17 protein-coding genes are annotated in these 25108 nt (G+C 72.0%); 11 read left to right on the top strand and 6 right to left on the bottom strand.

From position 1 onward, the window contains the following. Positions 1 to 260: 260 nt before the first annotated feature. From QQM72_RS34105 to QQM72_RS34095, 3 genes are all read right to left on the bottom strand, one after another. Entirely contained in the window at positions 261 to 968 is a 708-nt protein-coding gene (locus tag QQM72_RS34105) for an ester cyclase (protein ID WP_314224701.1), read from the bottom strand. A gap of 89 nt (positions 969 to 1057) precedes the next feature. Further along, positions 1058 to 1831 carry an SDR family NAD(P)-dependent oxidoreductase gene (locus QQM72_RS34100; protein ID WP_314224700.1) on the bottom strand — a complete coding sequence of 258 codons (774 nt, stop codon included), beginning with the start codon at positions 1829 to 1831 and terminating at the stop codon, positions 1058 to 1060. Between the two features lie 305 nt (positions 1832 to 2136). Then, positions 2137 to 2835: an MOSC domain-containing protein gene (locus QQM72_RS34095; protein WP_314224699.1), complete on the bottom strand. Its 699-nt coding sequence runs from the start codon at positions 2833 to 2835 to the stop codon at positions 2137 to 2139. 80 nt (positions 2836 to 2915) lie between these two features. Here QQM72_RS34095 and QQM72_RS34090 point away from each other — a divergent pair, with 80 nt between their 5' ends. Beyond that, positions 2916 to 3851 carry a LysR family transcriptional regulator gene (locus QQM72_RS34090; protein WP_314224698.1) on the top strand — a complete coding sequence of 312 codons (936 nt, stop codon included), beginning with the start codon at positions 2916 to 2918 and terminating at the stop codon, positions 3849 to 3851. Between the two features lie 82 nt (positions 3852 to 3933). Here the strand turns inward: QQM72_RS34090 and QQM72_RS34085 are convergent, their stop codons facing one another. Continuing rightward, positions 3934 to 4263 (bottom strand): WhiB family transcriptional regulator, encoded by a 330-nt coding sequence (locus QQM72_RS34085; RefSeq protein WP_020132152.1) that lies wholly within the window; start codon positions 4261 to 4263, stop codon positions 3934 to 3936. 379 nt (positions 4264 to 4642) lie between these two features. On the opposite strand from QQM72_RS34085, the gene QQM72_RS34080 reads away from it, so the two are divergent. The 4 genes from QQM72_RS34080 to QQM72_RS34065 all read left to right on the top strand — a co-directional run bounded on the left by QQM72_RS34080 (position 4643) and on the right by QQM72_RS34065 (position 9207). After that, positions 4643 to 5254, top strand: a complete 612-nt coding sequence (locus tag QQM72_RS34080; protein WP_003948568.1) for a response regulator transcription factor — start codon at positions 4643 to 4645, stop codon at positions 5252 to 5254. A gap of 443 nt (positions 5255 to 5697) precedes the next feature. After that, the gene (locus QQM72_RS34075) at positions 5698 to 6285 is read left to right on the top strand and encodes a sigma-70 family RNA polymerase sigma factor (RefSeq protein ID WP_028807228.1); all 588 of its coding nucleotides are present in this window, start codon (positions 5698 to 5700) and stop codon (positions 6283 to 6285) included. Positions 6286 to 6449: 164 nt separating this feature from the next. Then, a complete protein-coding gene (gene guaB / locus QQM72_RS34070; RefSeq protein ID WP_314224697.1) occupies positions 6450 to 7955 on the top strand; it encodes an IMP dehydrogenase in 1506 nt (501 codons plus the stop codon). A gap of 127 nt (positions 7956 to 8082) precedes the next feature. Then, the gene (locus QQM72_RS34065) at positions 8083 to 9207 is read left to right on the top strand and encodes a GuaB3 family IMP dehydrogenase-related protein (RefSeq protein WP_020132149.1); all 1125 of its coding nucleotides are present in this window, start codon (positions 8083 to 8085) and stop codon (positions 9205 to 9207) included. A gap of 671 nt (positions 9208 to 9878) precedes the next feature. Here QQM72_RS34065 and QQM72_RS34060 read toward each other — a convergent pair. After that, entirely contained in the window at positions 9879 to 11087 is a 1209-nt protein-coding gene (locus QQM72_RS34060; RefSeq protein ID WP_054242381.1) for a nucleotide sugar dehydrogenase, read from the bottom strand. A gap of 379 nt (positions 11088 to 11466) precedes the next feature. Here QQM72_RS34060 and QQM72_RS34055 point away from each other — a divergent pair, with 379 nt between their 5' ends. Continuing rightward, the gene (locus tag QQM72_RS34055; RefSeq protein ID WP_314224696.1) at positions 11467 to 13173 is read left to right on the top strand and encodes a glycerol-3-phosphate dehydrogenase/oxidase; all 1707 of its coding nucleotides are present in this window, start codon (positions 11467 to 11469) and stop codon (positions 13171 to 13173) included. A gap of 194 nt (positions 13174 to 13367) precedes the next feature. Here the strand turns inward: QQM72_RS34055 and QQM72_RS34050 are convergent, their stop codons facing one another. After that, on the bottom strand, positions 13368 to 14411 hold the full coding sequence (locus QQM72_RS34050; RefSeq protein ID WP_314224695.1) for a serine hydrolase domain-containing protein: 1044 nt from the start codon (positions 14409 to 14411) through the stop codon (positions 13368 to 13370). A 253-nt stretch (positions 14412 to 14664) separates the two neighbouring features. Between QQM72_RS34050 and QQM72_RS34045 the strand changes: the two genes are divergently transcribed. The 5 genes from QQM72_RS34045 (at position 14665) to QQM72_RS34025 (ending at position 25083) form a co-directional block, all read left to right on the top strand. After that, complete coding sequence (locus QQM72_RS34045; protein WP_314224694.1) at positions 14665 to 16854, top strand: serine/threonine-protein kinase; 2190 nt, start codon at positions 14665 to 14667, stop codon at positions 16852 to 16854. A 176-nt stretch (positions 16855 to 17030) separates the two neighbouring features. After that, positions 17031 to 19790 (top strand): protein kinase, encoded by a 2760-nt coding sequence (locus QQM72_RS34040; protein ID WP_314224693.1) that lies wholly within the window; start codon positions 17031 to 17033, stop codon positions 19788 to 19790. Positions 19791 to 19948: 158 nt separating this feature from the next. Beyond that, positions 19949 to 21646 carry a serine/threonine-protein kinase gene (locus QQM72_RS34035; protein ID WP_314224692.1) on the top strand — a complete coding sequence of 566 codons (1698 nt, stop codon included), beginning with the start codon at positions 19949 to 19951 and terminating at the stop codon, positions 21644 to 21646. A gap of 72 nt (positions 21647 to 21718) precedes the next feature. Continuing rightward, the gene (locus QQM72_RS34030; RefSeq protein ID WP_314224691.1) at positions 21719 to 23377 is read left to right on the top strand and encodes a serine/threonine-protein kinase; all 1659 of its coding nucleotides are present in this window, start codon (positions 21719 to 21721) and stop codon (positions 23375 to 23377) included. A gap of 92 nt (positions 23378 to 23469) precedes the next feature. After that, complete coding sequence (locus QQM72_RS34025) at positions 23470 to 25083, top strand: serine/threonine-protein kinase (protein ID WP_314224690.1); 1614 nt, start codon at positions 23470 to 23472, stop codon at positions 25081 to 25083. Positions 25084 to 25108: the final 25 nt, after the last annotated feature.

Genomic DNA, 25108 nt, shown 5'->3' with positions numbered 1-25108 from the left:
CGAGGCACGACAGTCCGGCCGACTGCTCGACGGCCGCCTGCCGGTTTCCGGAGGCGGTGGGCCGGCTCATGCCCAGCATCTGTGCGCAGCGCTCAGAGCCCCTGATGGCCGGCCCGAAACCCTGGTCGGCTCCTACGACGATCAGCCCGTTCAGCCCGTGAGGGGCAGCCGCCCACTGAGGCGAGGAGTGCCCGAGGACGTCCTCGCTCCATTGCGGAACGCGGGCTCGTCCCTTCGCGGGCGGCCCTTTCGACCCGGATTCAGGCCTCCAGCGCGTCCAGCGCCCCCAGCTGTTCCATCAGTCCCAGCCGGTCGTACTGCCACCAGGCCTCGACGATCTTCCCGTCGTCCCGGCACCGGAAGACGGTCGTGCCGGTCATGCCGACCTGCTTGCCGGTGGCCGGGATCCCCATGAAGTCGCCCTTGTGGGTGCCGCTCCAGGTCCACCGGTTGCACACGCGGTCACCCTGCTCGATCTGGTCGTCGAGGGAGAAGTCGAAGTCGAACCCGCCCCGCCACATCTCGACCTCCCGGCGCATCGCGTCCATCCCCATGGTGTCCTGCTCGTTGGCGGGATCGTGGTCGTGATACTCCTCGGCCAGCAGGCCGTCGAGCGGCGGCAGTTCGCCGCGGGCGCCGATCGCCTCGAAGAACCGCCGCGCCGTCCCGGCGTACAACTGCTCGTCCCGTACGACATCGAGATCCGTGAAGGTCGGCATCTCGTCGCACAGGGCCACCAGCTCCCGGAAGACCTTGTCGGTCTCCGGAAGGTTCGAGTTCCGCATCGCCTCCTCGTACGAAGGGAACTCCACGATCTCGATGAAGTGCGAGGCGTCCGAGCGGTCCTTGCCGACCACCGCGTGCGACGCGGTCCGCTTGCCCCGGGTCTGTTCGACCCAGGTGTCCATCAGCCGGTCCATCTCGTCGAACCGGCTGGTCTTGCAGTCGATGAGCTGTACGAACGTCATGACGCCGCCTCCGGCCCCCCTGGGTCCGGCCCCTGTCACGCCTATTTTCCCACCGGAGCGCCGACGCCACCCGCCCACCGCCGGGCCCGCTACTGCGGCCCGTACTTCCGGCCCGTCCTCGAACTGATCCCGCCCAGCAACGAGCGGGGCGTCACCTTCACCAGGCCCATCAGCGCCTTGTAGCGCGGGTCGGGGATGGACAGCGACTTCCCGCGCGCCAGATCGTGCAGCGCCGCCGCGACCAGCTTGTCCGCGTCCAGCCACATCCAGCCCGGAATGTTGTCCGTGCCCATCCCGGCCCGCTCATGGAACTCCGTGCGCACGAACCCCGGGCACAGCGCCATCAGCCGCACCCCGCTGCCCGCCAGGTCCTTCGCCGCGCCCTGGGTGAACTGCACGACCCAGGCCTTGGACGCCCCGTACGTCCCGCGCGGCACGAAGGCCGCCACCGAGGCCACGTTGACGACACCCCCGCGCCCGCGCTCGCGCATCGCCGCCGTCGCAGCGGACGTCAGCCGCAGCACCGCCTCGCAGTGCACCTTGAGCATCTTCAGCTCATCGGCCATGGACACGTCGAGATAGCGGCCCTTGTTGCCGAAGCCGGCGTTGTTGATCAGCAGGTCGACGGGGTTCTTGCGGTCACCGAGCCGGGCGGCCACCGCCTCGATGCCCTCGTCCGTGGCGAGGTCGGCGGTGAGCACCTCCGCCTCGATGCCGTGCCGGTCGTGCAACTCGGTCGCCTGCTCGCGCAGCCGCTTGATGTCCCGTGCCACGAGGACGAGATCATGCCCGTCCGCCGCCAGTCTGCGCGCGAACGCGGCACCGATGCCCGCGGTCGAACCCGTAATCAGAGCCGTTGTCATGGCAGAAGATTAGTGACCCGGAGTACCGGCGTCCGTTCCCTGCACGCGGCCTCCCGAAGGTGAAGACTCCGTGCGCACGCCCGCGCACGCCGTGCCGCGCCCCGCCCCGTGAAACCGGCTCGGCTGATGCCGACTCAGCACCCTTCACCGTCAACGGACTTGTCCCCGGATCCACCTCTGAGCCTGTCCAGGACCTGTCTCCAACCTGTACCCGACCACCTATCCGATGGTCGACCTGCGGCACTGTGGATCCTGACCGCGGCCGTCGCCCCGGACCTGGACCGGAACCCGGACCCGAACCCGGACTAGGACCCCGCCCCGTCCCCGTCCCCGCCCCCGTCCCCGTACTTCGCCACGTACTCCCGGGCCGCCGCCAGCGACTCCGAGTGGAGCGCCTCGCCCGCCGCGAGCAGCCGGGGCAGCAGTTCCCGGTGGGTGGTGGCGGCCTGGAACTGCATCCTGGCCGTCACCTCGTGCTCCGGCAGGTGGACGATCCGCACCGGATCCCCCGCGCGGATCTCACCCGGCACGACGACCCGCAGATAGGCGCCCGTGGCCGCCTTCTCGGTGAACCGCCGCACCCACCGCTTCTCGCCCACGTGGCCCTGGAAGGTGCGGCACGGTATCCGCCCGGACGTCACCTCCAGCACCACCTCGGGGCCGATCCGCCAGCGCTCGCCGATCCGCGCGCCGGAGACGTCGAGACCCGTGGTGGTGAGGTTCTCGCCGAACGCGCCGTCGGCCAGCGTGCGCCCCAGCTCGCGTTCCCAGTCGTCGAGGTCCTCGCGGGCGACGGCGTACACCGCCTGGTCGTCGCCGCCGTGGTGGCGCAGGTGGCACACGGTGTCCCCGGCCAGTCCGCTCCCCCCGACCCCCTTGGGGCCGGGGGGAGCGACCCGCACGGGTCCCTCGACCGGCCGCTTGTCGATCCCGGTCAGGCCCTGCGGCTGGTCGGTGTACGGCACGGCCTTCGGGCGGCCCACATTGACAGACAGAAGCCTCATGGCGGCACGGTACGAGCCCGGAGGTCAAAGTGTCGACGCATTATTCGCGCAGCTGTCCAAGGCTCGCTTATGCTCGGTGAATGATCGAGGCCCGTCATCTCCGCGTCCTGCGTGCCGTGGCCGCCACCGGGTCCTTCTCGGCGGCCGGGCGTGAACTGGGCTGTACCCAGCCGGCGGTCAGCCAGCAGATGAAGGCGCTGGAGGCGTCCGTCGGCACACCCCTGCTGATCCGCAGCGGACGCGAGATGCGCCTGACCCAGGCGGGCGAGGCCCTCGTCCGGCACGCGGCCGGCATCCTGTCCGGGCTTACCGCCGCCGAGGAGGAGGTCGCCGCCATCGCGGGGCTGCGCGCCGGCCGGGTCCGTCTGGTGTCGTTCCCCAGCGGCAGCTCCACCCTCGTCCCCACCGCGCTCGCCGCCCTGCGCGCGGCTCACCCCGGCACCCGGGTGTCCCTTGAGGAGGCCGAGCCGCCGAAGTCGGTCGAGCTGCTCCGCGAGGGCGACTGCGACATCGCCCTCGCCTTCCGCTATGAACGCGCGACGGGCACGGGCGACGCCGAGCCGGCAGGCGAAGGCGAATGGGACGACCTGGTCGTACGGCCGCTGCTGACGGACCGGCTGGTCGCCCTCGTCCCCGAAAGGCACCGCCTGGCGCGCACGGGGCCCTCGGGGTCCGTCGCCATCGGCGACCTCGCCGCCGAGCCGTGGATCGCGGGCTGTCCGCGCTGCCGCGGTCAGTTGGTCCAGGTGTGCGAGAGCGCCGGCTTCACGCCCCGCATCGACTTCGCGACCGACGACTATCCGGCGGTGGTCGGCCTGGTGGGCGCCGGCCTCGGCGTCGCCGTGCTGCCCCAGCTCGCGATCGAGTCCGTCCGGCCGCGTGGCGCCCGCGCGGTGACCCTGGAACCGGCGGTGCGGCGGGAGATCGTCGCGCTCACCCTGCCCGACCTGGCCCAGGTGCCTGCGGTGTCGGCCACGCTCGAGCAGCTCGGGCGGGCAGCGGCGCGCCTCGGCTGACGGCAGCTGAAAAAGGCGGGCACACACGTGTGCCCGCCGTTTTGGGAACCGCCGCTTCACAGCGCTTTGCAGAAACGTTCCTTCATGTGTTCGAGGAGGCGTCTCTCGCGCCCGACGACGCCGACACCAGGCGATTGCGCGCCCGGCCCATCAGCTCCTCGCGCTCGTCCTCGGTCAACCCGCCCCACACGCCGTACGGCTCGCGTACCGCCAGCGCGTGCGCCGCGCACTGCGCGCGGACGGGGCACCTCATGCAGACCTCCTTGGCCGAGTTCTCTCGAGCGCTCCGAGCCGCCCCGCGCTCACCCTCCGGATGGAAGAAGAGCGAACTGTCCACCCCGCGGCAGGCGGCCAGGAGCTGCCAGTCCCACAGGTCCGCGTTCGGTCCGGGAAGGCGGGAGAAATCTGCCATTGCGTGACCCCTTGTAGCCGTTCAGAGCGGATACGGTGCCCACGACCGTACAACTACGATCTAAGGAGATGAAAATATGACTCATTGCGAATCTAGCCTCAGACACCAGTAAAAGGGAAGAAATAGGGCCGAATGGGGCATGGCTTGTGATGAAAGCTTGAGGGTCCGTGTGGTTGCCTCCTCTGTATCCGCCCCCTCACGTAGAGTGCCGAAGAATGCATGCAGCCCCGTAACTCTTTCGAGTGACCGTCGTTGAGAGTGCGGTGGCGGTTGAAAACACAAACGCTCGGGCAGGCGTCCGAGACGGTCGACCGCACAGGTGACGATTCGTAACAGCCTGGAGGCACAAGGTGACGCGCATCAGCTGCGGAGGGCGGCCATGACTTCCGTCCTCGTCTGCGACGACTCCCCGCTTGCCCGAGAGGCGCTCCGCCGCGCGGTCGCGACCGTGCCCGGCGTCGAGCGCGTGACGACGGCGGCCAACGGCGAGGAAGTCCTCCGCCGCTGGGGTGCCGACCGCTCGGACCTGATTCTGATGGACGTACGCATGCCCGGACTGGGCGGCGTCGAGACCGTGCGGCGGCTTCTGTCCGCCGACCCTGGAGCACGCATCATCATGCTGACCGTCGCGGAGGACCTCGACGGCGTCGCCCTCGCGGTGGCCGCCGGCGCCCGTGGCTATCTGCACAAGGACGCCTCGCGCGCGGAACTGCGGGCTACCGTCACGCAGGCGCTGGCCGACCCGACCTGGCGGCTCGCCCCGCGTCGGCTGCGCTCGGCCGAGATGGGCGCCGCGCCCACACTCACCGCGCGTGAGATCCAGGTCCTCGAGGGCATGAGCCACGGCCGCTCCAACGCGGAGATCGGCCGTGAGCTGTTCCTCTCCGAGGACACCGTCAAGACGCACGCCCGGCGGCTCTTCAAGAAGCTCGGCGCCTCGGACCGCGCGCACGCGGTGGCGCTCGGCTTCCGGTGGGGACTGGTCCGTTAGGCCGCGTCCCCGCCTTCCCGTCCCCGCCGCCCGCCCGCCCGTGCGGGTCCGGACCTGTCCGGAGCGGGACGGGGCCTGGACCGTTCGAGGCGGGGCGGCCCCCGGCCGTCCGGCAGATCCGACCGGGTTCGGGTGACATCCGTCATTCAGTGAGGAGAGCGGGGTCATGGGTGAACCTCCCTGCTCAGACGCGGTGCGGAGGTCGGACGAGGACCCCTCCCACCGCATGGCGGACGGGGGCGGCACAGGCTCTCGCCGGGTGCCCGCTGCTCGTTTCGCCGCGGATGCCGCATCCTTGAGGTGTGGAGTTCCTCGGGGACGAGTCGGTCGAGCGGGAGGGGAGGGCGCAGGGGATGAGTTCCGGCGCACCTGCTCATAACGCTTCGGTGCACAACGACGGGCACGGTGCCGCGGCCGGTCCGGCCGCAGTGCACCATGGACCGATGCGCGATGACGAGGCGGTCACTGCCGTGGGGACGATCGGGTCGCTCGTCCATCGCGCCGTGGACGGCGACGAGCAGGCCACCCACGACCTGCTGGCTCATGTCCACCCGCTGGCGCTGCGCTACTGCCGAACCCGGCTGTCCCGGCTGCCCGGCGACGCGCGCCACTTCGTGGAGGACCTCGCCCAGGAGGTCTGTGTCGCGGTTCTCCTCGCGCTGCCCCGCTACCGGGACACCGGCAGGCCCTTCGAGGCCTTCGTCTTCGCCATCGCCGCGCACAAGGTCGCCGACCTCCAGCGCGCCGCGATGCGTCACCCGGGCTCGACGGCGGTCCCCTCCGACGAGATGCCCGAGCGGCCGGACGACTCGCTCGGCCCCGAGGAGCGCGCCCTGCTCAGCAGTGATGCCGAGTGGGCCAAGAAGCTCATGGCCAACCTGCCGGAGAACCAGCGGGAGCTGCTCCTGCTGCGCATCGCCGTGGGTCTCACCGCCGAGGAGACCGGCCAGATGTTGGGAATGTCACCCGGGGCGGTCCGCGTGGCCCAGCACCGGGCACTGAGCAGACTGCGGGCGCTCGCCGAGCAGTAGCAGTCCGTAACAGCCCCTTCGGGACAGGCGTCGATGAACAGGGCGCCGACCGTTTCCGTACGAACATACGAAGCCCGGAGTCACGCTCGACCGTGGAATTCGGGAGGTGCGCTTCCCGTTAGCATGGACATCCGCACCGATCAAGGCCATTTGGGGAAGGTGTCATGACTGCCAACGTCGACGGAGTGCCCGGAAAATTCGCGACCCTCGGGCTGACCTACGACGACGTGCTGCTGCTGCCGGGCTCGTCGGACATGGCTCCCGACGAGATCGACACCGCCTCGTACGTCTCCAAGAACGTGCGGGTGAACATCCCGCTGCTGTCCGCCGCCATGGACAAGGTCACCGAATCGCGCATGGCGATCGCGATGGCCCGTCAGGGCGGCGTCGGTGTTCTGCACCGCAACCTCTCCATCGAGGACCAGGCCAACCAGGTCGACCTCGTCAAGCGCTCCGAGTCCGGCATGGTGACCGACCCGATCACCATCCACCCGGAGGCCACGCTCGCCGAGGCCGACGCGCTGTGCGGCAAGTTCCGCATCAGCGGCGTCCCGGTCACCGACGGCAACAAGCGGCTGCTCGGCATCGTCACCAACCGCGACATGGCCTTCGAGACCGACCGTACGCGCCGTGTGCACGAGGTCATGACGCCGATGCCGCTGGTCACCGGCAAGGTAGGCATCTCCGGTGTCGAGGCCATGGAGCTGCTGCGCAAGCACAAGATCGAGAAGCTTCCGCTGGTCGACGACGAGGGGGTCCTCAAGGGCCTCATCACGGTCAAGGACTTCGTCAAGGCGGAGAAGTACCCGAACGCCGCGAAGGACGCCGAGGGCCGTCTGCTGGTCGGCGCCGCGGTCGGCGTCGCCGGTGACTCCTTCGAGCGGGCCCAGGCCCTGATCGAGCGCGGTGTCGACTTCATCGTCGTGGACACCGCCCATGGCCACTCGCGGCTCGTCGGCGACATGATCGCCAAGATCAAGTCGAACCACACGCGGGTGGACGTCATCGGCGGCAACATCGCCACCCGCGACGGAGCCCAGGCCCTGGTGGACGCGGGCGCCGACGCCATCAAGGTCGGCGTCGGTCCGGGCTCCATCTGTACGACCCGCGTGGTCGCCGGCATCGGCGTTCCGCAGGTCACGGCCATCTACGAGGCCGCGCTCGCAGCCAAGGAGGCCGGTGTCCCGGTCATCGGCGACGGCGGCCTCCAGTACTCCGGCGACATCGCCAAGGCCCTGGTCGCGGGCGCGGACACGGTGATGCTGGGTTCGCTGCTCGCGGGCTGCGAGGAGTCGCCGGGCGAGCTGCTGTTCATCAACGGCAAGCAGTTCAAGTCGTACCGCGGCATGGGCTCCCTGGGCGCCATGCAGACCCGCGGCGAGCGCAAGTCGTTCTCCAAGGACCGCTACTTCCAGGAGGGCGTCGCCTCCGACGAGCAGCTGATCCCGGAGGGCATCGAGGGCCAGGTGCCCTACCGCGGTCCGCTGTCCTCCGTCGTCCACCAGCTGGTCGGCGGTCTGCGCCAGTCCATGTTCTACGTCGGCGGCCGGACCGTGCCCGAGCTCCAGGACAACGGCCGCTTCGTCCGGATCACGTCCGCGGGCCTGAAGGAGAGCCACCCGCACGACATCCAGATGACGGTCGAGGCGCCGAACTACAGCCGCAAGTGACCCCCACGCGCGCGTGAAGCGTTCGTAAGGCGTACCGAGGGCGGCCCCCAGGACTCCGGGGCCGCCCTTGTCGTACCCGTCGGCGATACTGGAAGACGCTGCAACGCATCAGGGAAAGGCCACACACGTGACTGAGATCGAGATCGGGCGCGGCAAGCGCGGCCGCCGGGCGTACGCCTTCGACGACATCGCCGTCGTCCCCAGCCGCCGTACGCGGGACCCGAAGGAGGTCTCGATCGCCTGGCAGATCGACGCCTACCGATTCGAGCTGCCCTTCCTGGCCGCCCCCATGGACTCGGTCGTCTCCCCGGCCACCGCCATCCGCATCGGCGAGCTGGGCGGCCTCGGCGTCCTCAACCTCGAGGGCCTGTGGACCCGGCACGAGGACCCGCAGCCGCTGCTCGACGAGATCGTCGAGCTGGACGCGGAGACCGCGACCCGCCGCCTCCAGGAGATCTACGCGGCCCCCATCAAGGAGGAGCTGATCGGGCAGCGCATCAAGGAGGTGCGCGACTCGGGCGTGGTCACCGCGGCCGCGCTCTCCCCGCAGCGCACGGCCCAGTTCTCCAAGGCCGTCGTGGACGCGGGTGTGGACATCTTCGTCATCCGCGGTACGACCGTGTCGGCGGAGCACGTCTCCGGTTCGCACGAGCCGCTGAACCTGAAGCAGTTCATCTACGAGCTCGACGTGCCGGTGATCGTCGGCGGCTGCGCCACCTACACGGCGGCCCTGCACCTGATGCGCACGGGCGCGGCGGGCGTCCTGGTCGGCTTCGGCGGCGGCGCGGCGCACACCACGCGCAACGTGCTGGGCATCCAGGTCCCGATGGCGACGGCGGTCGCGGACGTGGCGGCGGCCCGCCGCGACTACATGGACGAGTCCGGCGGCCGGTACGTGCACGTGATCGCGGACGGCGGCGTCGGCTGGTCCGGCGACCTGGCCAAGGCGATCGCCTGCGGCGCCGACTCGGTGATGATGGGCTCGCCGCTCGCGCGCGCTACCGACGCGCCGGGCCGCGGTCACCACTGGGGCATGGAGGCGGTCAACGAGGAGCTGCCGCGCGGGCAGAAGGTCGACCTCGGCACGGTCGGCACCATCGAGGAGGTCCTCACGGGCCCCTCGCACACGCCCGACGGCTCGATGAACCTCTTCGGCGCCCTGCGCCGCGCCATGGCCACCACCGGCTACAGCGAGCTCAAGGAGTTCCAGCGCGTCGAGGTGACGGTCGCGGACTCGGTGCACCGACGGTAGGCGCTTTTCCGTAGGACGTCGGCAGGGGCCGGTCAACTCACTCGGGTGAGGGGGGCCGGCCCCTTTCGCTTGCCTCCTCCACGTGCCCTGACGGACCAGGGCGTGTGGCGTGAGGTGGGGGCGCTCAGTTGCGTTCAGGGCGGAAATGGGCTGGTCAGGGGGGTCGCTGGCGGTAGCGTGCGGGTCGGCGCCCCAGTTGTGTGGGGTGCCCCCTTCCAAGGACATGGTTCCGGACCCCGGCCCTCGGGGCCCGGCCCGAGTTCCTGAACGTGCCGTTCACCGGGTCATGGCGGCGTCGTGGAAGGGGGCGCCCATGGGACGTCACCGCAAGCCCACCCGCTGGGACCGACTCCGTCTTCGGACGGTGCAGTGCCGGAGGAGGTGGATCTTGCGCCTTTTCGGATGGTGAGCGGCCGCCCCCAAACACAGTAGGGGCGGACACTCCGTGACCCATCCTGGAGCCTGCCGCAGTGGCCACTGCGGTGGGCTCCGCCTGTTTTCGGATGGCGAGCGGCCGCCCCCAGACACATTAGGGGCGGACACTCCATGATCCATCCTGGAGCCTGCCGCAGTTACCGGCTGCGGTGGCTCCGCCTGTTCCGTACGGTACCGGCGGGCCGTGGCGCACGCCACCAGCCCCCGGAGCCCGGGGCGGTCACGTGCGCCCCGTCTCACAACCGGTGCGCCGCCCCCGTAGGGGTGGCACCCCGCGTGTCCAGCAGCAGCTGTGCCTTCACCGACAGGCCCTGGAGGTCGTACGTCCGGTGCTGCTGGAGGAGGATCGTGAGGTCGGCGTCGGCGGCGGCCTCGTAGAGGGAGTCGGCGCGCGGCACGGGGCGGTCCAGGACGTTCCAGGACGGGACGTGCGGGTCGTTGTAGCTGACGGCGGCGCCGAGCTCCATCAGGCGGATCGCGATCTCGCGCGCGGGGGTGTTCTGCTGGTCGGCGAGGTCGGGCTTGTAGGTGACGCCGAGCAGCAGCACGCGTGCGCCCCGGGCCGACTTGCCGTGCTCGTTGAGGAGGGCGGCGGCACGCTGGACGACGTAACGGGGCATGCGGCTGTTGACCTGCTGGGCCAGTTCGACCATGCGCAGCGGGCTGCCGGGGTGGCCGGTGCGGTCCAGGGGGACGGAGTGGCCGCCGACGCCGGGGCCGGGGCGGAAGGTCTCGAAGCCGAAGGGCTTGGTCTCCGCGCAGCGGACGACGTCCCAGAGGTCGACGCCCAGGTCGTGGCAGAGGACGGCCATCTCGTTGACGAGGGCGATGTTGACGTGCCGGAAGTTGGTCTCCAGGAGCTGCACGGTCTCGGCCTCCCGCAGGCCACGCGCGCGTACCACCTTGTCGGTGAGACGGCTGTAGAAGGCGGCGGCGGACTCGGTGCAGGCGGGGGTGAGGCCCCCGATGACCTTCGGGGTGTTGGCCGGGTTGAAGGCGCGGCTGCCGGGGTCGACCCGGCTGGGGGAGTAGGCGAGGTGGAAGTCGCGCCCCGCGCGAAGGCCGGAGGTCTCCTCCAGCAGCGGCCGCAGGAACTCCTCCGTGGCCCCGGGGTACACGGGCGACTCGAGGATCACGGTGGTGTGCGGGCGCAGGTGTCCGGCGAGGGTGCGGGCGGCCGTCTCCAGCTGGCTCAGATCGAGTCCGCCGTCCGCGTCGCGCGGGGTGGGGGCGCAGATGACGGCGGTGCGTACCCGGCCCAGCTCTGCGGGGTTGGTGGCGGGCCGGAAGCCTCCCGAGAGCATCCGGCGCAGTTCGGCGGGGCTGAGGGAGCCGGCCTCGGGGCCGGTGCGGTAGCCGATGGTGGGGATTCCGGCGGCCACGGCGGCCTGGGCCAGGGGCAGGCCGAACGGGCCGAGTCCGATGACGGCGAGATCTGCGGGCATGGCGTATGCCGTCCTTCCCAGTAACCGAGGTGGGACAGGTGCGCAAGCCCGGTGGACAGAGTGGACGAGCGCAATGTCAGACTAGGAGTAAATATGACCGTTATGCGGGATTGATCGACTGTGTTGGCCGGTTGTGTCGACCGGCCCGCTCGGGCGGTGTGCCGACCGGCTGTGACCGGCCGTGTCGTCCGCTGCGTTCTGCGCCGTGTTCTCCGCCGTGTTCTCCGGAAGGCCGGTTCGGGTTCCGTGAGAGTTGTCCACAGGCTGGGGGCGACTGGTGGCTGAAGCCGGGCATCAAGGTCAGAATTTGGGCATGAGGGATACGAACCGGATCTCGCCCTGAGGGTGCGGCCGGCGCGACCTACAGCGGGAGGCAGTGGTGAGGACAGCGACACTGGGGCCGGCACAGCGAGCCGAGTCACTGGCAGCCATGGCCGAGCGGGAGCTGGACGTGCTGGTGGTGGGAGCCGGTGTGGTCGGCGCGGGCACCGCCCTGGACGCCGTGACGCGCGGCCTGTCCACGGGGCTGGTCGAGGCGCGCGACTGGGCGTCGGGCACGTCGAGCCGGTCGAGCAAGCTGATCCACGGTGGCCTGCGCTATCTGGAGATGCTCGACTTCGCGCTCGTACGGGAGGCGCTGAAGGAGCGCGGGCTGCTGCTGGAGCGGCTCGCTCCGCACCTCGTGAAGCCCGTGCCCTTCCTGTACCCGCTCCAGCACAAGGGCTGGGAACGGCTGTACGCCGGTTCGGGCGTCGCGCTCTACGACGCGATGTCCATGGCCCGCGGGCACGGCAGGGGCCTGCCGACGCACCGCCACCTGACCCGCGGTCATGCCCTGCGGGTCGCCCCCGCCTTGAAGAAGGACGCGCTGGTCGGCGCGTTGCAGTACTACGACGCCCAGATGGACGACGCCCGCTTCGTCGCCACCCTCGTACGCACGGCCGTGGCCTACGGGGCCAAGGCGGCCAACCGCGCGCGGGTGAAGGGTTTCCTCCGCGAGGGTGAACGTGTCGTCGGCGCGCGGGTTCAGGACGTCGAGGGCGGCGGGGAGTACGAGATCCGCGCCCGGCAGGTCGTCAACGCCACGGGTGTGTGGACCGACGACACCCAGGCGATGGTGGGGGAGCGCGGGCAGTTCCACGTCCGCGCGTCCAAGGGCATCCATCTCGTCGTGCCGAGGGACCGGATCAGTTCGTCCACCGGTCTGATCCTGCGCACCGAGAAGTCCGTGCTGTTCGTCATCCCGTGGGGCCGGCACTGGATCATCGGCACCACCGACACCGACTGGGACCTCGACAAGGCCCACCCGGCCGCCTCCAGCGCGGACATCGACTATCTGCTGGAGCATGTGAACTCGGTCCTGCGGGTGCCGCTGACCCGCGACGACGTCGAGGGCGTGTACGCCGGGCTGCGGCCGCTGCTGGCCGGCGAGTCCGACGCCACCAGCAAGCTGTCGCGGGAGCACACCGTCGCGCATCCGGTGCCGGGACTGGTGGTCGTGGCGGGCGGCAAGTACACGACGTACCGGGTGATGGCGAAGGACGCCGTCGACGAGGCGGTGCGCGGGCTCGACCAACGGGTCGCCGACTGTGTCACGGAGGACGTGCCGCTGATAGGCGCGGAAGGCTACCGGGCCCTGTGGAACGCGCGGGCGCGAATCGCCGCGCGGACCGGGCTGCACGTGGTGCGGGTGGAGCATCTGCTGAACCGCTTCGGGGCGATGGCGGAGGAGTTGCTGGACCTCATCGCCGCTGACCCGACGCTGGGCGAGCCGCTCCAGGCCGCCGACGACTATCTGCGCGCCGAGATCGTCTATGCCGCCTCGCACGAGGGGGCACGGCACCTGGACGACGTCCTGACGCGCCGTACCCGCATCTCCATCGAGACCTTCGACCGCGGCACGCGCAGCGCCCGCGAGGCCGCCGAGCTGATGGCGCCCGTCCTCGGCTGGGACAAGGACCACATCGAGCGCGAGGTCCAGCACTACGAGAAGCGGGTGGAGGCCGAGCGCGAGTCCCAGCGCCAACCCGACGACCTGACGGCCGACGCGGCACGCCTGGGAGCACCGGACATCGTGCAGCTCTGACGTTCCGCTGCCTTGCCTTGACTGCTCGGGTCCGGGCTGGTTCCTGTCCGGGTCCGGGCTGGTTCCTGTCGAGGTCCGGCCTGGTCCCCGTCCGGGCCCTGACCGAGTCCTGCCCGGCCGGGTTCGGCTTTCGCGTGGTCGTTTCACTCGAACGGGTGTCGCGATCCGGGATCTCCGTTCGGGATCGGCTCGTTCTACGTATTGCGAGGGCAGAACTCGGCGGCGAGCAGGGCCGGTTCGAGGGCGGGGTCTGCGATCGCCGTCGTGTTCACCCGGAACGTGAGGACACGCCGACCGTCGACGGTGGCCGCGGTGCGCACGTAGCTGCCGGAGATCCGGCCGTTGTGCCCCCACACCGTGACGCCGCACGGGAGCTTCGCGGGGAACAGGCCCATGCCGTACGAGCCGTGTGCGGTACGGGTGTCGAGCATCTCGCGCAGCCGGCGCGGGGGCAGAAGTTCGCCGCCGAGCAGCGCCGCGTAGAAGCGGTCCAGGTCGGTGAGCGTGGTCACCAGTTCGCCCGCGGCCCCGGCCACCCGCGGGTCGAGTCCGGTGACGTCGGTTCCGTCCGGGTCGTAGGCGCGACCGTGCGGGGAGGGCAGAGAGGTGCGGGAGCCTGGGAAGGAGGTGCCCGTCAGACGTAGGGGAGCGATGATCCGCCGCTCCGCCTCCGTGGCGTACGAACGGCCGGTGACCTGCTCGACCACCAGGCCGAGCAGGACGTAGTTGGTGTTGGAGTAGGCGAAGCGGCCGCGGTCGGCAGGAGGGTGGGTGACAGCGATACGGACGGCTTGCAGCGGGAGGACGGGGACGGTGCCCTCGGTGTCCCGGGTGAAGTCGTACAGGCCACTGGTGTGGGTGAGCAGGGAACGCAGGGTCAGCGCGCGCCCGTCGTTGCCTGCCCCGCGCACCAGGCCCGGCAGGTGCGACTCCACCGTGTCGGACAGCGACAGCCGGTGCTCGGCGGCCAGTTGGAGCACGACGGTCGCGAGGAAGGTCTTCGTGATACTGCCGGCCCGGAAGTGGTCGGACCGGGAGACGCCTGGGCCCGCCTCCGCGTAGCGGGTGCCGCTCTCCTCACGGGCCAGCAGGGCGGCGGCGGGCGCCTTGCCCCGGCTGAGGAGCAGCGGGAGGAGGGAGTCCGTGGGGGGAACGGGGTTCGCCTGTGAGCCGGTCGTGAACAGGCCGAGGAGTGTGAGGGCCACGGGTACGGCCACCATGCTGCGAAGCGGTCGCATCACGGCTCCTCCCTTCCACTCTTCTCTCCCGGCAGGCTCATCATCCAGGGCCGGTCGTGCCTCGCTTCATCCGGTCCCCGACCGACGAAAGGGGCTCGTGGGGGCTCCGTGGCCGGAGCGTGCTGCACCTTCTGGCCGGAATGCACCGCTCCTGAGTGCGGCCGGGAGCAGATGAGGGGCACCCTGGGCGTCGGGCACTTGTCGGGTGAGGGACAATGGAGGCTCTGTCAGGGCGGGTTGCATGAGGGGACGCATGTCGGAGGCGGAGCGGGCGGGAGCATCCCGTCAGGACAAGAGCGCACGTCTCCTCGCCGGGCGGTACCGGCTGGGAGACGTACTCGGCCGCGGCGGCATGGGGACGGTGTGGCGCGCCGAGGACGAGACCCTCGGACGCACGGTCGCCGTCAAGGAGCTGCGGTTCCCGGGGAACATCGACGAGGACGAGAAGCGCCGGCTGATCACGCGGACGCTGCGCGAAGCCAAGGCCATCGCGCGGATCCGCAACAACAGCGCGGTGACGGTCTTCGACGTGGTCGAGGAGGACGACCGGCCGTGGATCGTGATGGAACTCGTCGAGGGCAAGTCGCTCGCCGAGGCCATCCGCGAGGACGGCGTGCTGGAGCCGAAGCGTGCGGCGGAGGTCGGGCTGGCCATCCTCGACGTGCTGCGTTCGGCGCACCGCGAAGGCATCCTGCACCGTGACGTGAAGCCGTCGAACGTGCTGATCGCCGAGGACGGCCGGGTCGTGCTCACCGACTTCGGTATCGCGCAGGTCGAGGGCGACCCGTCGATCACCTCCACCGGAATGCTCGTGGGCGCGCCGTCGTACATCTCCCCGGAGCGGGCCCGCGGTCACAAGCCGGGCCCGGCGGCCGACCTGTGGTCGCTCGGCGGTCTGCTGTACGCGGCGGTCGAGGGCTCGCCCCCGTACGACAAGGGTTCGGCGATCGCCACGCTCACCGCGGTGATGACCGAGCAGCTGGAGGAGCCGAAGAACGCGGGTCCGCTGAAGGACGTCATCTACGGCCTGCTCACCAAGGATCCCGCGCGGCGGCTCGACGACGCCGGTGCGCGGGCGATGTTCAACGCGGTGCTGCACGCGCCCGAGCCACGGCACGCCGAGCCTGCGGACGCGACGAAGGTCGTGCCCTTGCCGATGCTGCCGGACGCCGCCGGAGGCAGGGGGAGTTCGGCGGGCGCCGAGGCGGGCGAGAAGCTGCGCGGCGCGTTCCGCTCCGTGCGCAAGGCCGCCGTCGCGGCGGGCGCCGCGACCTCGGCGGCCGCGGCTCGCGCCAAGTCGGCGAACGGCACGAGTGCTTCCGGTTCCGTGGGTGCGCCCGAGACGCGGCAGAGCGACGCACGGCAGGGCGGTGCGCAGCAGGGTGGTGCGGGCCGGGGTACCGGGGCCACCGCTTCCGCCGCCGCTCCGTCCGCCGCCGCGCCCGCGGCCCCGGTCTCCCGGGCCACGACGGGATCGGCGCCGGCTTCGGCGTCCAGGCCGGCGTCCGGGCCGGTGTCCGGTGCGGCGCAGGCCTCGCCGTCCGTACCGGCGGCGCGTTCCGGTACCGGTTCGGGTGCAGGCAGCGGCGCGGGTGCTGGTGCTGGTTCCGGGGGTAATGGCGGGGGTGCCGGGCGGAGTTCCGGGTGGCCCGTGATGACGCCGCCGGATCTGCCGCCGCGGTCCGTGCCCAGGGCGCCGCTGACCGATGTGGTGCCCAAGCGGACGCTGGTGATCATCGCCGTCGTCGTGGCGCTCGCGGTGCTCGGTACCGTGCTGGCTCTCACCCTCGGCGGTGGCGACGACACCGCCGGCGGCGCGAAGGGCGGCAGCGGTTCCCGGTCGGTGGCCAGTGCGAGCGCGAGCACGAGCGCGGACACCAAGGAGGACGAGGCCAGCGGGACCCGTACGGACGGCTCGCCGTCCTCGGAGTCCGCCGCGTCCTCCGGTTCCGCGTCCGGCGACACCTCCGCGGCCGGGGGCGCCGGATCCGGCGTCTCCGCGTCCGGGGACAGCAGGACGACGACGCACAAGGGCGGCCAGGGGTACTCGATCGGGCTGCCCACGGGGTGGAAGTACCGGTCCTCGGACTCCGCGGGCGACCGTTTCACCGGGCCCGACGGACAGAAGCTGCTCGTCGCCTGGACGACCACGCCCAAGGGCGATCCCGTAGCCGACTGGAAGAACCAGGAGCGCTATATGACGCGCTCTCAGTACAAGAAGATCCGAATAGCGGCGGTGGACTACCGCGGCTGGAACACGGCCGACTGGGAGTTCACCTACACGGACGGCGGGACGGCGTACCGCACCATCGACCGCGGGTTCGTCGTGAACGACGGCCTCGGGTACGCGCTGATGTACACGGCGAAGTCCGCCGCCTGGGGTACCGACCTGCGGCAGACCACCTGGACGACGTTGACGGAGACGTTCACGCCCAAGAAGTAGCGGCCGCCGAGCAGCCGTGTTCGGGCGTGAGATCTGGCATCCCCTCTTTGCGAGTTGCCTCCGGCACGTATCGTGAGTGCTTGCGGACCGTACGCATCCAGCTATACGGCCGGATACGGCTGTAACGGCACGCAACGCGAACGGAATTGACCGACCGGGCGGCCGGGGGAGGCAACGTGGACGACTACGCGGGTCGAGTGCTCGTCGACCGGTACCGCCTGCCGTTGCCGCCCTCCGACGAGTACGAACTCACCGAGACGCGCGCCTTCGACACCTACAGCGGGCAGGAAGTCCTGGTCCGCCAGGTGCCGTTGCCGGAGGTGGTCGAGGCCGAGGTGCTCGACGCCGAGGGGTTGCCCGAGGGCTTCACGGCCCGTGAACGCGGGGCACGGGGACCGAGGCCCCGGGGCGTGGGAGTGGGCGAGGGAACACGACGGCCCGCCGACCCCGTCGTCCGGCGTGCCATGGAGGCGGCGCAGGCCACGGCGAGCATCCCCGACCATCCGCGGCTCGACCAGGTCTTCGACGTGTTCGCCGAGGGCGGCTCGCTGTGGATAGTGAGTGAACTGGTGGCCGCACGGCCGCTGTCGGCACTGCTCGCCGAGAAGCCCCTGACGCCGTACCGGGCCGCCGAGGTCGCCTCCGACGTTCTCATGGCGCTGCGGGTGCTGCACGCTCACGGCTGGGTGCACCGCAACATCACCGCGCGCACGGTCCTCGTCTGCGACGACGGGCGGGTCATGCTGACCGGCCTGGCGGTCGGCGCGGCGGAAGAGGCGCTGTGCGGGTACGACCCGGTGCCGGCGCCGGAGCCGGCAGAGCGTGAGCGGGGCGCGGCGGGCCGGGGGAACGGGGACGCGGGCGGCCACGGCGGGAGCGTCGTCGGGCCCCGGACCTCCGAGGCTCCGCCCCGACAGGGACAGGACGGACCGGACGCTCTGGGCGGCCCGGGTGGTCCCGTCGGTTCCGGCGGCTCGGGCGGCTTCGGTGGATTCGCCGGTTCCGTCGGGGGCGGACCCGGTGGGGGTGAGCTCGGTACCGGTGCGGTCGATCCCGAGGCCGCTCGGCGGGCCGCCATAGAGGCGCGGGCGTCCGGTGCGTTGCCGGTGCCGGCGGGTGAGCCGTCCGGTGGCGGCGGGGCATCCGGGGCGGTGGCCCGCAGGGCGCCCGTGGAGACCGGCGGAGACATTCGGGCCGCGCGTGCCGGGGCGATCGCCGCGTACCGCGCGGGAGCGCGGGCGGCGGCCCGGGTGCAGGAGGCCCAGGAAGCACAGCAGAACGGACGTGCGGCCCTGCCCGGCGCCCGTACCCCGGGCGACGACGGCCACGGGACCCCGGCAGGCAATCCCCCCGGGCAGATCGCCGACCCCTACGGCGTCTCGGGCGCGCCCGTGCCCGGCCCCGCCGGGTACGGCCAGGGCCAGGGTCAGCCCGGCGGCTACGGCCAGGGCCAGCCGGCTCACCTCCACACCGCAGGTCCAGGTCCCGGTCCCGGCGGCGCACCGCATGCCGCCCCTGCGGCGTCGCATCCTTCGCTCACGCCCGTCCCCGGCGCCCAGGTGCCCGCTCAGGGGCAGGGCCAGGGGCCGTCGGGTGAGCTGCGGGGCGGGGCCCGGTGGGACGAGCGGGTGGCCGGGACGCCGGGGAGTGTGCCCCGGCGCGGGCCTGCCACCGCGTTGGCCGCCGAGCGGGCGCGGCAGGCGAGGATGGCCGTGGTCGGGCCGGTCACCGAACGGTGGGCGCCCGAGCAGGCCGGGCCGGTGCACGAGAACTGGCAGCTGGCCGCGCCGATCGGCCCCGCGACCGACCTGTGGGCGCTGGGCGCGCTGCTCTTCCGGGCCGTACAGGGGCATGCGCCCTATCCGGAGGAGTCGACGGCGGAGCTGGTGCAGATGGTGTGCGCCGAGCCGCCCGCCTTCGCCGAGGAGTGCGGACCGCTCAGGCCGGTCGTCGAGTCGCTGCTGCGCCAGGACCCGACCGAGCGCCTCGGCTTCGAGGAACTGCGGGGCTGGCTGCGTTCGCTGGTGCGGTCCGCGCCGGAGCCGGAGGCGGGCACGTACGTCGTCGCCGCGCCGCCGGCCGATCCGCGCCGGCTGCCGATCGTCCGCCGCCGGGGCGAACTGGTGCGCAGGCGCCGTGCCCGGCTGCCCGCCACCCACGCGCGGCACAAACGCGGCCGGCCGGAGACGAGCGGTTCGCCCCGCAGCCTGGGCCGCACCCTGCTGGTACTGATCCTGCTGCTGCTGGCCGGGGCGATCGCGTACGCCCTGATGTTCATGCCCAAGGCGGACGAGGAGGGCGCGGCCGGTACGGACGGCGCCCAGCGGACCGGGGCCACCGGGGCACCGGGCGGCCAGGCGCCCGAGGCGAGCAGCGAGCCCCGGCCCGACCAGACCTCGCCGGGCACCGGCGCCTCCCCGTCCTCCGCGTCCTCGGGAGCGGAGGCCACCCAGACGCAGACCGGCGGGTCCGGCGCACAGGCCGCTGCCGGGTTCACCGTCCGCGCCGACGACGCCGGTTTCCGGGTCGCCGTGGCCAACGGCTGGGACCGTACCCCGAAGAACGGACGCGGCCAGGTCGTGTACACGCACGGCGACTTCGAGCTGATCGTGGTACCCGGCCGCGACAGCGCGGCGTCGAACGGCAGCGACCCGATGGTCTACCAGCGGGAGAAGGAGAGCGAGCTCCAGCCGTACCGTGACTCCAGCTGGGCGACGGCGTCCGGGCTGCGTACGACGACGGTGGGCGCGCGGACCATGGCCGAGGGGCAGTTCACCTGGACCGGCGGCGACGGGCGGGCGCTGTACGTCCGCAATGTCGCGATCCTCATCTCGGGGCGGTACCACATCGTGCAGGTCAGGGGTCCGGAGGCGGAGCGGGACGAGGTCACCCGGCTGTTCGAGCAGGCGTCGGCCACCTACCAGTACACCGGCTGAGCGCCCGTCCGGTCCCACCCGGTTCCGTTCGGTTCCCCGCCGGCCGGGGAAGCGACAACCGTCACAGTGCTGTCACCTTGGCACCCTGCCGGTTCCCCGGAAGCTGCCCGGTCCTTAGGCTTGCGCTGTCAAGAGCATTGCGGGGCAACGTGAATCAGATGCAGGGCCTGCTCCTGGCGGGTCGCTACCGGCTCGCCGACGCCATCGGGAGCGGCGGTATGGGCCGGGTGTGGCGTGCGCACGACGAGCTGCTCCACCGGGCGGTCGCCATCAAGGAGTTGACGGCGGCGCTCTATGTCGCGGAGGGTGACCAGGCAGTCCTGCTGGCGCGGACCAGGGCGGAGGCCCGCGCGGCCGCGCGGATCAACCACTCCGCCGTGGTCACCGTGCACGACGTGCTCGAGCACGACGGCCGGCCGTGGATCGTGATGGAACTGGTCGAGGGCCGCTCGCTGGCCGACGCCGTCAAGGAGGACGGGCGGGTCGAGCCCACCGAGGCGGCCCGGATCGGTCTGTGGGTGCTGCGCGCCCTGCGCGCCGCGCACTCCGCGGGCGTCCTGCACCGTGACGTCAAGCCCGGCAACGTGCTGCTCTCGCACGACGGCCGCGTCCTCCTCACCGACTTCGGCATCGCCCAGATCGAGGGCGACAGCACCATCACCCGGACCGGGGAGGTGGTCGGCTCGGTCGACTACCTGGCCCCCGAGCGGGTGCGCGGTCAGGACCCCGGCCCGTCCTCCGACCTGTGGGCGCTGGGCGCGACGCTGTACACGGCGGTCGAGGGGCGGTCGCCGTTCCGGCGCACCTCGCCGCTGACCACGCTTCAGGCCGTCGTCGAGGAGGAGGCCGCCGACCCCCGGTACGCCGGCCCGCTCGGCCCGGTCATCGCCGCCCTGCTGCGCAAGGACCCGGCCACCCGTCCCGACACCGCCGAGACCGAGCAACTCCTCGCGGAGGCGGCCGAGGGCCGGCGTCCCAGCGGGGCACAGGCATACGTGCCGACGCAGTACGGGGGGCCGGACCGCACCGCCGGGGATCGTCACTCCGGGGCGCACCCGCTGTCCCACCCGACGGCCGGTACCGCGTACGTTCCGGTGTCGCCGGAGGCGGCGACGCCCGTTCCCGGTCACCCGGTCACCGCCGCGACGGCCGTGGGACCGACGGACATCGGCCCGGTACCGGACACCCGCCTGTCCCCGCCGCCTCGGCGCCGTCGTCGGGTGCTGGCGCTCGTGGTCGTCCTCGCCGCGCTGGTCGGCGGGGGTACGGCCGTGGCGTGGCAGAAGTGGGACGAGGGGCGGCAGGACACCGGAGGGTCCGCCACGGCGTCCACCTCGCCGAACCCGAGCACCCCCGCCGGGACGAGCACCCCCGGCGGGCAGGGCGCCGACTCCTGGAAGGACGTCAACGACCCGCTGGGCTTCGGGCTCTCGCTCCCCGAGGGCTGGGAGCGGGACGTGTACCAGGACGCCGGCGACCTCAAGCAGATCGACTACACGCCCGACGGCGGCGAGCACTTCATCCGTATCGCCCTCGACAAGTCCCCCGACTTCAGCGACCCGTACGCGCACCAGATCGACCTCGAACAGCAGCTCGAGCGGCTGGTCGCCTACAACCGGGTCACCCTGGAGAAGAACGTCTACCGGGACCGGGAGGGCTCCGAGTGGGAGTACACCTGGACCGCACTGGCGAAGGACACGGAGTTCCCCGGGCCGCGCCGCGCGATCGAGGAGACGTACGTGTCCCGCGACGGCACCGAGTACGCGATCTACATGTCCTCGCCCGCCGAGGACTGGGCCGAGGCGGCCAAGCAGTTCAAGTCCGTACTGCAGAGCTGGCGGGAGCCGACTTCGTAGAGTTCCGCCCGTCCCGGTAGTTGGCCGGACGGCGCCCCGGAGGCGTGACGTCCGGTGGGGCATGATGTGCCCATGGGGACCGAGGGGGGCGGGAGCGCCGTACGGGTCATCGCGGGCCGTTACCGGCTGGACGCGAGACTCGGGCGTGGAGGCATGGGGGTCGTGTGGCGTGCCACCGACCAGCTGCTCGGACGGCGTGTCGCCGTCAAGGAGCTGACCCAGGACGACGCGCTCTCCGACGAGGAGGCGCGTGGCCGCCGCGACCGGACACTGCGCGAGGCTCGCGCGGTGGCCCAGCTGAGCCACCCGCACATCATCGTCGTGCACGACGTCGTCGAGGACGGCGAACGCCCGTACATCGTGATGGAGTTGATCGACGGCGGCTCGCTCGCCGACCGGATCGCCGCGCGGGGACCGATCGAGCCGGCCGAGGCGGCCCGGATCGGCATCGCCCTGATCGGGGCCCTGCGCGCCGCACACGCGGCCGGGGTCCTGCACCGGGACATCAAGCCCGCCAACGTCCTGCTCGAACGCGACAGCGACCGCGTCGTCCTCACCGACTTCGGTATCGCGCAGGTCGCGGGCGCCACCACGCTCACCGAGACCGGGTCGTTCGTCGGCTCGCCCGAGTACACCGCGCCGGAGCGGATGTCCGGGGCGCGGACCGGCGCGGAGGCCGACCTGTGGTCGCTGGGCGCACTGCTGTGCACGGCGCTCAGCGGCGAATCCCCCTTCCGCCGCGACTCGTTGGGCGGCATCCTGCACGCCGTCGTCTTCGCCGAGATCCGGACCCCCGCGCAGGCCGAGCCGTTGCTGCCCGTCGTCCGCGGGCTGCTGGAGCGCGATCCGGACCGGCGACTGGGCGCCGAGGAGGCGGAGCGGCTGCTGCGCGCCTATCTGGACACCGGGCGCACGCCGACGCCGGTGTCGTCGAGGTACACGCCGACCCAGGCGGACCTGCCCCGGCCGCAGTGGGAGGCGCCGGCCAGGGAGCGCTCCACGCGGGGTGTGCTCGTGGCCGCGCTGCTGGTCGCCGCGATGGCGGGGGCGGGGGTGTCGGCGGCGGCGCTGCTGCTGAACGGTGACGGCGACGGCGGACGCACACCCACGAGTTCGGCGCCGGGGTCCTCGGCGAGCGGCTCGACGAGCCCCGCGCCCACCCGGGCCTCCTCGGCGACCCGTTCCCCGTCCGGTGCCACCGCGTCGTCTGGGCCCTCCCGGCCGGCCGCGTCCTCCACGGCCGGCTCCGCCTCCCCCGCCTCGGACGACCGTCCCGGTACGCCCACCGCCCCCTCCGGCTACCGCGTGGCGGTGGATCCCGCCGGGTTCTCGCTCGCCGTGCCGGAGGACTTCACCCGCGTGCCGCAGGGCGAGCGGGTCTTCTACATGTCCCCCGGGCAGGTCTTCCGGCTCGGCATCAAGGTGGCCGCCGCCCCGCCCGGCGGCCCGCTCGCGGTGATGGAGTCGGCCGCGGCCAAGGGCCCGGACACCAACCCGGGTTATCACGACGGCCGGGTCACCGAGACCGGTCACGGCGGGCGCCCCGCCGCCCTCTGGGAGTTCACCTGGAACGGATTCAGCGCGGCGGAGGGGCCCCGGCACACGTACGACCTGTGCTGGGAGGAGGACGGGCTGCTGTACGACGTGTGGGTGTCGGCGCCGGTCGGGAAGGTGCGGGAGGCGCGGGAGTACTTCGACGTCGCGGTCGACACGTTCGCCGTATCGACCTAAACGGGAAATAAGGAACGTTGCGCGTCACGGGTCTGTGACCGGTGGACGCCGCCGGTGGATACCGGCCTGCCTGGCGCGATATGGATGGACTCATGAGTTTCGACGGGGGCGCCGGCCACGAGGCCGACGATACGACGAGTTTTGTTCTGCAACCGCCCAGGCCGGCACCGCAGCAGCAGGCCGCGGTGCCCGTCCAGGTCGCCCCGCCGCAGGATCCGGGCGTCGGGCGGCTCATCGCGGGACGCTACCGGCTGCTCGCCAAGCTCGGGCACGGCGGCATGGGCACGGTGTGGCGCGCCAAGGACGAGACGGTGGACCGCGAGGTCGCCGTCAAGGAACCCCGCGTCCCGGACCACCTTCCCGAACGTGAACAGGCCAACGCGTTCGAGCGGATGCGCCGTGAGGCGCGGGCCGCGGCCCGGCTGGACCATCCGGCCGTGGTGAACGTGCACGACGTGGCGGTCGTCGACGGCCGGCCGTGGATCGTGATGGAGCTCGTCCACGGCCGCTCGCTCGGCGACGCCCTCCAGGAGGGCACGCTCGGCGCGCGGGAGGCGGCCAGGGTCGGCCTGGAGGTGCTCGGCGCGCTGGAGGCCGCGCACGCGGCGGGCATCCTGCACCGGGACGTGAAGCCGGACAACATCCTCCTCGGCCGCCACGACCGGATCGTCCTCACGGACTTCGGCATCGCCCAGATCGAGGGCGAGACCAACCTGACCGACACCGGCGGCTTCGTCGGCTCACCCGAGTACATCGCCCCCGAGCGGGTGCTGGGCCAGCGCCCCGGCCCGGCCTCCGACCTGTGGTCCCTGGGCGTGGTGCTGTACGCGGCGACGGAGGGCGTCTCGCCGTTCCGCCGCAGCAACACCCCGGCCACGCTCCAGTCCGTCCTCAACGCGGTGCCCGCGCCGCCCGCCGCCGCCCAGGGCCCGCTCGCCGAGGCCGTCAACGGACTGCTGGAGAAGGATCCTGCGCGCCGCCCGGCCGCCGCACGGGTGCGGGCCCTGCTGGAGGCCGCCGCGAACCCGCCCGCGCCCCAGGCCACCCAGGTCGTACGGCAGGTGGAAGTCCCGCGTGCCCGGCGCCGGTTCGGCCGCGCGGTGTGGACCGGGCTCGGTGCGGCGGTCGTCGCGGTGGCTGTGGCGGCGTACCTGGTGGTCGCCGACCCGTTCGCGGGGCCGCTGCCGGACGGCTGGACGACGAAGCCCGAGAAGACGGTCACCGCGACGCTGGCGGTGCCCCACAGCTACGTACGCGGCGAGCCCGGGAAGAACGCCGCCGCCGACGAACACTGGGTCAGCTACACCGACCCGAGCGGCGCGATCTCGGTCGTCCTGGTGGTGGACCGCAAGGCCGAGGACACCGGGCACGAGATCAAGGCCTCCGCGGCCGCCGAGATGTACGCCGACGACGGGGACTTCAAGGAGTCCGGCAGCTACGAACTCGAGATGCCGGAGGGGCCGAAGACCTCGACCGACGACAACCTGACCTTCCACGACCGGAAGGCCGCGGGGAACACGGTCGTCTACACCACCACGGACACCCAGGAACCGGCCCCGCGCGAGCTCAGGATCCTGTACTACAAGTCCACCGGCGGTGACATGTACAAACTGATGATCGGCTATCCGGGCAAGGGTGACTTCACCCGGCGCGGCCGCGAGGTGGCCGACACCGCGATCGCCAACCTGAAGATCGACAAGCTCTAGTCGTATTGACCCGCAGGGTTGTCGG

Source organism: Streptomyces zaehneri (assembly GCF_032248645.1).
Taxonomy (GTDB): domain Bacteria; phylum Actinomycetota; class Actinomycetes; order Streptomycetales; family Streptomycetaceae; genus Streptomyces; species Streptomyces coriariae.
The sequence above is the reverse complement of the archived record's forward strand: the minus strand, read 5'-3'. Positions and strand labels throughout refer to the sequence as shown.